8 protein-coding genes are annotated in these 13,372 nt (G+C 41.7%); 3 read left to right on the top strand and 5 right to left on the bottom strand.

Annotated features, from left to right (window positions below; translation table 11 throughout):
* Positions 1 to 28: 28 nt before the first annotated feature.
* The 3 genes from VB775_RS16440 to uvrA are packed head-to-tail and all read right to left on the bottom strand — an operon-like array spanning position 29 to position 3,561.
* On the bottom strand, positions 29 to 418 hold the full coding sequence (locus VB775_RS16440; protein WP_281005418.1) for a type II toxin-antitoxin system VapC family toxin: 390 nt from the start codon (positions 416 to 418) through the stop codon (positions 29 to 31).
* 3 nt (positions 419 to 421) lie between these two features.
* Positions 422 to 658: a DUF2281 domain-containing protein gene (locus VB775_RS16435; protein WP_281005419.1), complete on the bottom strand. Its 237-nt coding sequence runs from the start codon at positions 656 to 658 to the stop codon at positions 422 to 424.
* Between the two features lie 29 nt (positions 659 to 687).
* Positions 688 to 3,561 (bottom strand): excinuclease ABC subunit UvrA, encoded by a 2,874-nt coding sequence (uvrA, locus tag VB775_RS16430; RefSeq protein WP_281005420.1) that lies wholly within the window; start codon positions 3,559 to 3,561, stop codon positions 688 to 690.
* Positions 3,562 to 3,732: 171 nt separating this feature from the next.
* Between uvrA and VB775_RS16425 the strand changes: the two genes are divergently transcribed.
* Entirely contained in the window at positions 3,733 to 7,713 is a 3,981-nt protein-coding gene (locus VB775_RS16425; RefSeq protein WP_281005421.1) for an Eco57I restriction-modification methylase domain-containing protein, read from the top strand.
* A gap of 25 nt (positions 7,714 to 7,738) precedes the next feature.
* On the opposite strand, the gene VB775_RS16420 is transcribed toward VB775_RS16425, so the two are convergent.
* Positions 7,739 to 9,946: a hypothetical protein gene (locus VB775_RS16420; protein ID WP_281005422.1), complete on the bottom strand. Its 2,208-nt coding sequence runs from the start codon at positions 9,944 to 9,946 to the stop codon at positions 7,739 to 7,741.
* Positions 9,947 to 10,180: 234 nt separating this feature from the next.
* Between VB775_RS16420 and VB775_RS16415 the strand changes: the two genes are divergently transcribed.
* Positions 10,181 to 11,824: a 2-isopropylmalate synthase gene (locus tag VB775_RS16415; protein ID WP_281005423.1), complete on the top strand. Its 1,644-nt coding sequence runs from the start codon at positions 10,181 to 10,183 to the stop codon at positions 11,822 to 11,824.
* Between the two features lie 37 nt (positions 11,825 to 11,861).
* Here VB775_RS16415 and VB775_RS16410 read toward each other — a convergent pair whose 3' ends face one another.
* Entirely contained in the window at positions 11,862 to 12,413 is a 552-nt protein-coding gene (locus VB775_RS16410; protein ID WP_281005424.1) for an NUDIX hydrolase, read from the bottom strand.
* Between the two features lie 147 nt (positions 12,414 to 12,560).
* Between VB775_RS16410 and VB775_RS16405 the strand changes: the two genes are divergently transcribed.
* The gene (locus tag VB775_RS16405; protein WP_407072986.1) at positions 12,561 to 13,172 is read left to right on the top strand and encodes a LysE family translocator; all 612 of its coding nucleotides are present in this window, start codon (positions 12,561 to 12,563) and stop codon (positions 13,170 to 13,172) included.
* Positions 13,173 to 13,372: the final 200 nt, after the last annotated feature.

The following is a 13,372-nucleotide window of genomic DNA, read 5'->3' as shown; positions in this document are numbered from 1 at the left end:
TGGTAATTTGCATGTTTATGCACTCTATTTATGGATATGGCAAGAGTTTTAGTTCTTGAATAAATCTGTAATCGCGTTGATTTTTAGTGGCGAGTGGATAATCCCAAACAATCGAAGTGGCTGCGATCAGGCTGTCAGCAATGAGCAATCCGTGACTCAAACGATAAAATTTTAGTAACTCAACTGATCTGTCTGAAATATCTTGATCGATTTTGATGATAGAAAATTGTTGGAGAAAATTTTCGATCTTTCTTAAATCTGCTTTATTGGTGCAACCGACAATGAGTTCCATTTGTGTAACTGCACTAATTGCTAGAATGCTAGTTGATTGTAAGTTTTGCAGATAATCAATTGCTTCACTTTTATTACGAGAAGTATCAATCAAGATATCTGTATCAATAATAGTTAGATTTGTCATTGTCTACCACTCGCTATTCCGAATATTGCGTACCCATGTTGTGCTGTCATCCATGTCTTGACGCTCTTGCCACATGCCTATAAAAGGATCATTTGCCCAATCAATTTCCATTTTTTGGGGTTTAGAGATCGCAGGGGCATATGTTTGTTGCAAGAAGGCGATGAAGTTTAGGGCTTGGCGTTGTGCTTCGGGCGGAAGGCTCGCAAAGGTCTTGAGGAGTTCTTGTTGGGTAGCGATCATAAATTTAACCTCCTATTTTTTACAGATTACTACTTAGCACGGGGATAATCCGCTAATACTTGCTTGAGATATTTGCCAGTATAGGATTTTTTGACCTTGGCGACCTGTTCGGGCGTACCCTCAGCGACAATCTCACCACCGCGATCGCCTCCCTCTGGGCCCAAATCAATCACCCAATCAGCACAACGAATCACATCGAGATTATGCTCAATCGTAATGATGCTATTGCCTTTATCGACAAGGCGTTGCATTACATCTAATAATTTATGCACATCGTAAAAACTTAAACCTGTGGTCGGTTCATCGATGAGATAGAGAGTCTTACCTGTAGCTCGACGCGCTAGTTCTGTGGCTAGCTTGACCCGTTGGGCTTCACCACCTGAGAGAGTAGGAGCAGACTGACCAAGACGGACATAGCCTAAACCCACATCCACCAGCATCCCTAATTTGGCATGTGCCGAAGGAATATTCTCAAAGAAATGCATCGCTTCTTCGATGGTCATATCTAACACATCAGCGATCGTCTTCTCTTTGTACTTCACCTGTAGAGTTTCGCGGTTATATCTTGCACCTTTACAGACATCGCATTGCACATAGACATCGGGTAGAAAGTTCATGGAAATGATATTCACACCTTGCCCAGAGCAAGCTTCACAACGTCCACCCTTGACATTAAAAGAGAATTGCCCTGCTTTATAACCTCTCGTTTTCGCCGCAGTCGTCAAAGCAAAGGTCTCGCGGATGACATCAAATAAACCTGTATAAGTCGCAGGATTGGAACGAGGTGTGCGTCCGATGGGCGATTGATCGATGACGATGAACTTATCGAGATGCTTCAGTCCCTTTACTTCATCAATACCTTTGGGAACTGGTACTTTGCGCGAAAAATTATGTTCAAGGGAATGGTGGAGTAAATCATTAATCAAGGTGGATTTACCTGAGCCTGATACACCTGTAATACAAACCAGTTTTCCTAGGGGAATCTGGACATTAATATGCTTGAGATTATTGAGATAGGCGTTACAGATTTCAAGATACTTGCCATTACCTTCTCGTCGCTCGGCGGGTGTATGAATTTGTTTTTGTTTAGATAGATAAGCACCTGTGAGCGATTCAGGATTTTCTTCAATTTCTTTAACACTACCCTGCGCCACGATCTTACCGCCATGCACTCCCGCTCCTGGCCCAATGTCTACGAGATAGTCAGCAGCACGGATTGTTTCTTCGTCATGTTCGACCACGATTAAGGTATTCCCAAGATCGCGAAGTTTGGTTAATGTCGCAAGCAGCCGCGAGTTATCACGTTGATGCAGTCCAATACTCGGCTCATCCAATACATAGAGAACACCTGTCAAGCCTGAACCAATCTGGGTAGCAAGGCGGATGCGTTGGGCTTCACCACCAGAGAGGGACATCGTAGAACGATCGAGGGTCAGATAATCTAAACCCACATCTAAAAGGAATTGCAGTCTTGCTTCGATTTCTTGTAATACCCGATCGCCTATTTGGCGAGTTCGCGCATCAAGGTCGAGATTTTTGAGGCGATCGCGACAAGTCCCAATCGGCACTGACACAAAATCGTTAATGTTATAACCACCAATCCGAACTGCGAGAGATTCGGGTTTCAGTCTTGTTCCGTCACAGGTTGAGCAAGACTCTTCAATTAGATAGTTTTCGAGTTTCTGCCTTTGTGATTCTCCTGCTTCTTTGTATTGCTGTTCGAGAATAGCGATCGCCCCTTCATAGCGCTTGTAATATCCCTCACTGCGATCGCGATAGAGCGAGTCTGGCTTAATTAAAATTTTCTCAGTAGTGCCATGCAGAATAATATCTATCTGAGCCTGAGATAGCTTTTCCCAAGGTGTGGTAATCTCAAAGCCAGCATATTCGCCCACACTAGATAGAAGCGAAATATAGTAGGTATGGGTTTTGTCCGCCCAAGGAGCGATCGCTGCATAAACAGGTAAAGACTGATCAGGAACTAACAACTCAGGATTAAAGGTCTTAATACTTCCCAATCCATGACAGGCTGGACAAGCGCCATAGGGAGAGTTAAACGAGAACATACGTGGCGATAGCTCTTCCATGACTGCGCCATGTTCAGGACAGGCAAAATTTTCTGAGAAAGTTAGAATATTATTCTTGCTCCCCTCTCCCTCTGGGAGAGGGGCTGGGGGTGAGGGCAAAATCTCAACCATTGCAATCCCTTCGGCACGTTTTAAACAAGTTGCGAGGGAATCAGTCAAACGTTCTTGAATATCATTTTTGCGAACCAGACGATCAACCACAATTTCAATATCATGGAGTTTGTTCTTATCCAGTTCAATATTGTCGCTCAGTTCACGTACTTCTCCATCCACCCGCACCCTTGCAAAACCTTCACTCGCTAAGCTTGACAATAATTTCTTATGAGTTCCCTTTTTGCCACGAATTACAGGCGCTAGTAATTGAAACTTGGTGCGATCGCTAAGTTCCATAATCGAGTCCACCATCCGATCAATCGTCTGCGGCGCAATATTGCGATCGCAGATCGGGCAATGGGGCGAACCTGCACGACCAAATAACAATCGCAAATAATCATAAATCTCGGTGACCGTGCCAACGGTTGAGCGCGGATTATGGGAAGTTGATTTTTGGTCAATGGAAATTGCGGGACTCAAGCCCTCAATGTAGTCCACATCAGGCTTATCGACTTGTCCCAAAAATTGACGGGCATAGGCACTTAAGGACTCAACATAACGGCGTTGACCCTCAGCGAAAATCGTGTCAAAGGCTAGGGATGATTTACCAGAGCCAGACACACCTGTAAACACGATCAGGCGATCGCGGGGAATTGTGAGATCAACATTCTTGAGATTGTGCTGTCTAGCACCCCTGACATGAATATGAGTATGGTCTGGCATTCGATCGCAGTTATGCTTTAGCTAGCGTAAAGATTTGTTACTAGTGTAGGCGATCGCAGCAATTTTTGTGGTTTCAACTAGTGAAATAATCATGAGGTATGGATTGAGATATAATTCAGATGGCTGACTATAGAGTTTAGCGCCATCACCGACCCCTAAGAGAACCTGAGCATGACAGATGTGCAGAAGACAAACAAACCTCTATTTTCGCAGCATTACTTGGATCACAGAATTCAAGAATGTTCTGAATGGCAGCTTGATGTAGGGGGTAAGTTTGAGTCGCTGCAAAAACTTTATTTGTCTAAAAAGGATTTGTTGCCAAAACTAAGTGAAGCCCAGACAGAAGCAGAATTTATTAAGCCTGTCTTGGATATCTTGGGATTTAGTAATATTCCTCAAGTAACAACCCATGGGAAGGGAAGGGCTGAGCGTCCAGATTATGCACTGTTTACTAGTGAAAGCGATCGCAATGATGCTTATCCATTGCAAGGTAATGAGATGGCTTTTTATGCGCGGGTGAGTGCGATCGCTGAGGCTAAGTATTGGGAACGCGCACTTAGTAAAGCTTCGGCAAATGATCAACGCGATATTTATAAAAATGCCAATCCATCCTTTCAGATTACGAATTATTTAGTGGGAACTGGGGTTGATTGGGGGATTTTGACAAATGGTCGTGAGTGGCGGCTCTATTATCGATTAGCTTCTTCGACTGCGACGGAGTTCTATCAAGTGGACTTGGTGGAATTGTTGGAATCGCGAGATGAGGATAAATTTGAAAAGTTTAAATATTTTTGGTTGTTCTTTTGTGGAGATAGTTTTGTTAAAGATCCACAGGGGCGTAATTTTTTAGAACGAGTACGCGAAGGGAGTAATACCTATGCAACGCAGGTGGGTAAAGAGTTAAAGGCGTTGGTGTTTGAGCAAGTATTCCCAAGTGTGGCAGGTGGTTTTGCGGCAAATGCTTTCCGATTGCAACATCAAGTAACATCCGAAGAGATTTATGAAGCAACTTTATCATTTCTCTACAAGCTTCTATTTTTACTCTATGCTGAGGCGAGAAATTTACTGCCAATTAATAGCGATTATCGAGATTATAGTCTAATTGAGATGTCGAAAGAAATAGCACAAGGAATAGGTAATCAGAAGAAATTTAGTCAAACAGGAACAGGACTATATGATCGATTGCTAAGCTTATTTCAAATTATTGATCGTGGCGATCCAAGTTTGGATGTACCGCGTTATAACGGTGGACTATTTCACTTTGACTTTAATCAGTCTGACGATCAGGTTAATTATCCTGCCAACCATTTTCTATTTAGATTTAAGCTTTCTGATGCAATTCTAGCGCCAGCTTTAGATAAATTAGCCAGATTTGAAGGACTTCCAATCGACTATAGCTTTTTAGGTGTGCGTCAATTAGGTTCTATCTATGAGGGATTGTTAGAATATCGCGTGGTAATTGACAATGCTGAAAAGGGAGAAGTGCATTTAGAAAATGATAAAGGCGAACGTAAGTCTACGGGTTCCTATTACACCCCCGATTATATTGTCAAATACATTGTCAGTCATACTTTGAAGCCAATATTAGAAAAGCGATCGCAAAGATTTTCTGAGCTAATGACAGAAATTAGCCAGTTAAATCAACAGTTGCAAGATAAACGTTTAGGCGTACAAAGTCGCAATGGAATTCAAAAGGATTTACAACGCTTAGGACGTGAAGCTCAAACGACATTACTAGATATTAAAGTATGTGATCCATCGATGGGAAGTGGTCACTTCTTAGTCGAATCTGTGGATTATTTAACCGATGAATTGATTTTGATTTTGAATCAATATCCTGAGCATAATCCGATTTTAGAAATGCTAAATCAGACCCGTGAAAGCATTTTAGAAAATTTAGCAAAACAAGGAATTAGGATTAGTCCAGATCGGTTAGAGCCAACTCAACTTTTACAACGTGTGGTGATGAAGCGTTGTATTTATGGTGTGGATTTAAACTTGATGGCAGTGGAATTAGCAAAGGTAAGTTTGTGGTTGCATTCCTTTACCGTTGGCGCTCCGCTTAGCTTCCTTGATCACCATTTACGCTGTGGTAATTCGCTAATTGGTACAACTGTAAAGGAAGCTGAAGCCAGTATGATACAAGAGTCAACGGGACAGTTTAATTTGCTTGCTGGTCCATTTGTAGGATTGCTCCGCGCCGCCGAAATTATGCGTGGGGTGAGTATTCTCAGTGATGCCACCTTTGCTGAGTTAGAACAAAGCGAAAAGCTATTTCGCCAATTCGATCAAGCGGCTAAACCCTATAAAAAATTGCTAGACATCTATGTATCAAAATCTTTTGGATTAAAACGTGCCGATCATTTCTTACGTGTTTTTGGAACAAATGCGATCGCGGCTGATGTCACAAAAATGAATAAAGCTGATGCGGCTGTATATAAAAATGCTCAAAAACTCAGTGAAGAAAAACACTTCTTTCATTGGGATCTCGAATTTCCAGAAGTATTTATAGATCTAGAAAATGCCCGTTGGGATAACAATGCAGGTTTTGACGCAGTAATCGGTAATCCTCCGTATGAGGAATTATCTGAAGAAGAGAGGAGTAGTGTAGCTAATGAAATAGTCTATTTCCAATCAGCAGTCAGATTTAATCACGCGCTAGGTAATCGCATCAATATCTATCGACTGTTTATTGTGCAAGGTATTAGCATCCTCAAATCAAACGGGAAGCATGGCTTTATTGTACCCTTATCTCTCTTAGCTGATCAATTTACATTAAGTTTAAGGAAGTATTTACTCGAAAATTTTGAGCTAAACACTATCGAACAATTTCCTCAAAAAGATGATCGACATAACAGAATATTTTTTGAGGCAAAGCTATCAACTTGCATTTATATACTCTCCAAAAAACTACCTAACAGAGAGCATCAAGTTTATGTTCGCACTCATCTAGGAAAAGATATTTTAGATGACTCAGCTTATTACAAAACATTGCAAAATGATTTTATGAAATTTGATTCACATAATCTTTCGATTCCTGGATTAGATAAACGCTCTTGGAATCTTACCTTGCGTTTAGCAACTGACGAGATATTTATCAGATTAGGAGATTTCATCTCAGCTTCCCCTGGTGAACTAATGATAAATATTTCATTTAAACCATACTTGAGTGATAGTATTTCTGGAGAGGAGGCAATTCGAGGTTCCCATATTGCAAGGTATGCAGTTGTCGAACCAAAACAAGGAGAAGCAATCTTTTTTAATCGTGATTTATATTTGTCAGAACATGCCAATAGTAAAAAAGCTCTAGCTCATCAACAAATGAGAGTCGTTTATCAGCGCTATGCGGCTATAGATAATTATCGAAGATTGATTGCAACAATACTTCCTGAAAACTATTTTTGTTCTCATACAACTGGATATATATCAGAGATTAAAGATTATAGTTTGGGTTTTATATCTACCCTACTTAATTCAACTTTTCTTGATTGGAGATTTAATCTAACCAGCACTAATAATAATGTTAATGGTTACGAGATCGAATCTTTACCAGTTCCAAAGATAAATTTTACTACTCCACTCGATCGCCGTGAGCAGTCATTACAAAATGCGATCGCCCTTTACCATCAATACCAGAGCGATCGCCAAATTGAACCGCTTTTAAACCAAGTCAACCATCATCTTAGTCAAGAGCAAGAAGAAGCAGATGTGATCCATGACTTGCTTGCTTATCTAGCCGAGCAAATGATCGAACTCAATAAGCAAAAACAAACTGAAATTAAAAGTTTTCTAAAATGGCTAGAGCGCTTTATCGGATGCGAAATTGATACACTTACCAATAAATCTAAAATTCAAAACTATCTAGGTGACTATTACAAAAATGAGTCAAGTCTTAGTTTTGATGACCTAATCGAAGTTCTCAAGAAAAACAAAAAGAAAATTAAAATTGATCCAGTCTCCCGCAAAGAACAACAATCGCTAGAAAAAGAATATCAAGATAGCATGAATACTCTTTTACCTATCAAAGAAAAACTAACAAACTGTGACAAACTGATTGATGCGATCGTTTATCGGTTGTATGGTTTGACAGAAGAAGAAATAGCGATCGTGGAGGGAATAACAAATACCAATTCAAGGATGAGACAACCATAATTTTTAGGCTTAAGAGGATTGGTAATTAACGAAAGTTCCATACCTCGTAACGTCCATTGCGAAGAGTGAGAACTTGTCCTTCAGTACTACTGGGCAATACATCCATCCAAATTCTGTTGCCATTCATATCGCTGAATAGAAGAGCACCATCATTAGAGAAAACGATCGCTAGAGGGTAATGCCGATCGCCTAAATCAACTTTCTCGCGATCGAGTAATAATAGATATTCGGGCTTACCAACACCATCCAGACTAACTGATGATAGAGTCCATTGCTGCTGCACTAACACACTAAAGTCTTCGATACTGAGTGAAACTTCACCATTGCGTTGCAACTCACGATACATCGTCCGAATGATGCTCTCAATCGTTACCGATGAGAGAGATGACCACTCGACAGGAGTGCCAGCGGGTGCATTAAAAGCACCGCCACTGGTAACAAGGGGCGGGATCGTACTCGTGTTAAGCAAAGGAGCAAGGCTCGCCTCACCTGAAGCCAGAATCCTCAGTCCTCCGCTATTACTAATCCAGAGAGACTGGGCAGTTAAAGTTGCTGTTTGCGATTTTCCATAGCCATCGTATAGCACGACTCCCAGACTATTATTCAGCGAAAGTCCCAAAATCCTCCATAGCAAAATTGAGGAGCGATCGCTAAGTTCGGGAAATGGATCATTAATCCACTTATCCCCATCTTTAATTAAATTGATATTAACTTCATACCAAGCCTGTCCTGATTCAAGTTTTGGTGGCGGTAAAAACCATTCATTACCAGCAGCATCGCCCTTACCAATATAGGTAACTGTTCCCATCAATTGTTTGGGGTTGAGGGTAACTGGAGCCAGATCGAGACGTTGCAATAATTGATTGGAATCTTTAGGATCAACTTTCTGCTCCCTGAGCCAATGTTCAGCGCGGCGTAACCCATTGCGCTGTAAAACCACTAACCCTCCCCACAACTTAATTTCTTTGGCTCCCGTAAAAGTTAACATGGTCATCACCCTTTGCCAAATATGGGGATGATATTTCGCTAACATTTCCGCAATTTTGTCACCCTTGTAAGCAGGATCATTGGCGATCGCCAGCGCATCAGCCCATCTGCCATCAATAATATTAATTAGAGCCTTATCGCCAAAATTAGAATTGGGATTTTTGGCTTGCTGCGAGGTAATCTGAGCATGTAAAGCAATCATGTCATACTGCTCTTGCAAAAATGGCGAAAGCGTTTTACCCTGAGTTTTCAAGTCCTCAACCATCAAATTAAACTTACCCAAAGCAGGTGACCATAGCCCCACACTAGCCATCACTAAAGCATCTCGGTAAGACTTGGGCTGTCCCTTCGCTTCATTTAATGTCACCTGTCGCAATTTTACTGGGCGAATAGAATTAGCGATCGCTTCTTCAGGCTGAAAAATCAAAAATTGTGGTTCAAATGCTTGAGTTTGATTAATTACTAGTTGCACAGAACCAGCATTACTCGCTAAAGCATTACGCCATTTGGGAAGTTCTCCTATAGGACTTGTCCATGTATCTAATTCTACTAACCGCGATCGCTTATTATTGACAAAATAGTAAATCTGTCCGTAGCTAATTCCATCGACATTACCTGAGGTGGTGAACCAAACTCCATTAAATTGAGAAGGAGCATTATTTAGCAGTGATAATTTCTTAAGGGGAAGACGATTGCGATCTGGGCGCATTCGTTCAGGAATGGCTTCAGTGGCATATTTAAACCGTGGCGATCGCACAAAATACTCGTCAATTCCTGCGATCGTGGTTGTGCTTACCAATAGTAATTTCTCAACACCCCGATCTGAAATTGTTTGATAGAATCGGATTTCGCGGATATTTTGCGTTTCTGTTTCCAGAACGGTATAGATAATTTCCCCTGTTTTGAGATTAAAATTCTGCCCAAGTTTTAATTGGCTACGCCCCAGTTCTGCTTGGATTTGGGGGATGCTTTTAGGAAGATTCCATAATGAATTAGAATAAAAAGCAGGAGCCTCAGAAGCGACTAACCAACTAATTGCTAAGGGATTAGTCAGATAGAGTAGCCCTAATCCAATTAGTCCTCCAACTATGGGAATGCTCAATACGATAGTTAGATTTGACCATGTGAAGCGATCGCGCAAATCGATCTCTGGCAAATCATGTCCAGAGGAATTAACGTCTTGCAACTCACGATCTGTCTTAACAAGATCGCCAAAAGGTTTTGATGATTCAGGTAAAGATTTCATGCGCGACATCGCAAATCTCATACAGATGCCATAGCCTAGCATATGTATGTGTTTACCGCGTCTAGGGACGGCAAACTCTCGTTAATTGGCTTACTATTTTTGAAAAAAAGGGCTAAGATTGCAATAGCCTAAATCCTGTGGTGATCGCTACAGCCTAGCGAATTAATCGCCCCAAAATTTAGCCAAATCTCCATAGTTACGTTTTCACAATATATATTCATGAATTAACGCGTTATGTCTACTACATCTCAAGAGTCCCCAGTTGCTCAAGACCGCATTATCTTTTTTGACACCACCTTGCGCGATGGCGAACAGTCCCCAGGCGCAACTCTGAACGTGGAGCAAAAACTGCTAATCGCGCAGCAACTGGCTCGACTTGGTGTAGACATCATCGAGGCGGGTTTTCCCTTTGCGAGTAAAGGAGATTTTCATGCTGTCCAAGAAATTGCTAAGCTCGTTGGTACAGAGAATGGTCCCACAATCTGCGGTTTAGCCCGTGCGACGAGAGGTGATATTGAAGCGGCTGCTGAAGCGGTCAAGCCTGCGGCAAAAGGTCGCATTCATACATTTCTTGCCACCTCTGATATTCACTTGGAATATAAGCTCCGCAAAACTCGTGCTGAAGTTTTAGCGATCGTGCCAGAGATGGTAGCCTATGCCAGATCCAAAGTTGCTGATGTCGAGTTTTCCCCTGAAGATGCTGGACGCTCTGATCCTGAGTTTCTCTATCAAGTCTTAGAAGCAGCGATCGCCGCAGGAGCATCGACGGTAAATATTCCTGATACTGTTGGCTACTTAACTCCATCTGAGTTTGGAGCCTTGATCAAGGGCATCAAAGAAAATGTACCAAATATTGATCGCGCCATTATTTCTGTGCATGGTCATAACGATCTTGGCTTAGCAGTGGCAAACTTCCTTGAAGCTGCTAAAAATGGGGCGCGTCAAATGGAATGTACGATCAACGGGATCGGTGAACGGGCTGGAAATGCTGCTCTCGAAGAATTGGTGATGGCGTTGCATGTGCGCCGCTCCTATTTCAATAGCTTTCTCGGTCGCCCTACCGAATCCACTGCTCCACTTTGCAACATTGATACCAAGCAGATTTACAAAACTTCTCGTCTTGTATCGAATCTCACTGGCATGTTGGTACAACCCAATAAAGCGATCGTTGGCGCAAATGCCTTTGCCCATGAGTCAGGCATCCATCAGGATGGCGTATTAAAAAATCGTCTCACCTACGAAATCATGGATGCTCAGTCCATCGGCTTAACCGATAACTTGATCGTCCTTGGTAAACTTTCGGGACGTAATGCTTTGAGTTCTCGCCTCAAAGAGCTTGGCTTTGAGCTTTCAGAACAGGAACTTAATGCCGCCTTTGTCCGCTTTAAGGAACTTGCGGATAAGAAGCGCGAGATTAGCGATCGCGATTTAGAGGCGATCGTCAACGACGAAATCCGTCACGCGCCCGAAGCCTTCAAGCTCGATCATGTGCAAGTAAGCTGTGGCGATCGCGCGATTCCCACCGCAACAATCACGATTGTGATGCCCGATGGAAAAGAAATTACTGATGCATCAGTGGGAACTGGTCCTGTTGATGCGATTTACAAAGCGATTAATCGCATTGTAAATGTCCCAAATCAATTGATCGAGTACTCAGTGCAGTCTGTTACTGCAGGTATTGATGCTCTTGGCGAAGTTACAATTCGACTCAAGCATCCTGATGTTGGTACTCTTTCTGGACATTCGGCAAACACCGATATTATTGTTGCCTCAGCAAGAGCCTATCTCAGTGCTTTGAACAAGCTCTACTTTGCTCTTCAGACACCGAATACAAAGATAAGCGATCGCGACAAACTCAAAAAAGAAGCAGCTTTATAAACAATAAAAAACGGCGCAAAGCGCCGTTTTTTATTGTTTATAAAGCTTGCAAAGCCAGATGAAATGCAGTGATTGATTTGGCATCCAGACTAGTATCGGCACTCTGCGATCGCAATAACGCTTCTATCTCTTCACGACTCAATAACACAACTTCTATCTCTTCATCTTCATCTTGAGCAGGAGGATGTTCTAGCTTCTCCAGCCCTTGAGCCAGATATGCATGAATAATCTCATCAGAATAACCTGGGCAAATATAGAAGCCTCCTAAATATTGCCATTGGCTAGCTCGATAGCCTGTTTCTTCTTCAATTTCGCGCTTGATTGTTACACCATGATCTTCCCCAACTTCTAAAGTGCCAGCAGGAAACTCTAATAAATAGCGCTGAATTGCAAACCGATATTGCTTAACTAATACAAATTTGCCATCGTCTGTCACAGGAACCGCCAGTCCTGCCCCTGGATGTTTAATATATGAATACTCACCTGTTACGCCATGCGGTAATTTGATGCGATCAACATGAAAGGAAAATTTGCTACCTTGATAGCTGAGACGATTTTGCAAAATTTCAGAGGCTGTGATATCAGACATAGTTATTTTTTGTAAACTAACTCAGCACATTTTGTCACAAGATGAGATGAGCAAGGGCTTAATTTTCCGCATTTTTAAGTGTAGCTGAGGGGATCTAGACAGTTTCTAAGGTTCATTTCACTGCAAATCTTTAAGCGGTTTCCTATGATGACATTTAGCAATATTGTTTCCCTATTCATCTCCATGGTCATACTGGCTGTGATTCCTAGTCTTAGTGTGTTAACTGTAACCACGAGAGCAGCTACCTATGGATTTATTCACGGCGTATTCACAACCATCGGCATAGTGACGGGAGATATCATTCTCATACTGATTGCCATTTGGGGCTTGTCATTTCTTTCTGAAACTATGGGCAGCCTCTTTATTTTGATCAAATACCTTGGTGGGGCTTATTTGATATGGCTAGGAATCAGTCTATGTAAGTCAAAAGCACAAGAAATTAAAACTGATCAGCCTGTAACGTCTTCATTGTTTTCTAGTTTTGTTACTGGGTTAGTGATTACTTTAGGTGACCAAAAAGCGACGTTATTCTATCTTGGCTTTCTGCCAGCTTTTATTGACATCTCGAAAATATCCTATTTAGATAAGATCGCTATTATCTTAGTTGCCACATTAGCCGTAGGTGGTGTGAAGCTTATGTATGTACTAATGGCAGATAAAGTGAGTGCGATCGCTAGTTCTAAAATCAAAACCAAAATTAACATAGCTGCTGGTGGAGTAATGATAGCTGTCGGCATATTTGTGATTGCTAAAGCATAGGGTTTTACTATTTACAGCGCTTTGCGCTCAAACCCAAACCAATAAAATTTTTGAAAGCGTTGCTTTGTAACGCTTTCAAAAATTTTATTGTGGTTCGTTTGATCAGTAATTGCAGTAACCAAGGAAGTGATTTTTTGAGAGTGTGGCTAAGCCACACTCTCAAAAAATCTCTGGTGGTTTGTTTGAGCGATAATTGCTGT

The sequence above is a fragment of the Pseudanabaena sp. CCNP1317 genome (assembly GCF_034931345.1).
Taxonomy (GTDB): domain Bacteria; phylum Cyanobacteriota; class Cyanobacteriia; order Pseudanabaenales; family Pseudanabaenaceae; genus Pseudanabaena; species Pseudanabaena galeata.
Note: the sequence above shows the minus strand (reverse complement) of the source record. Positions and strands in the feature narration are given on the sequence as shown.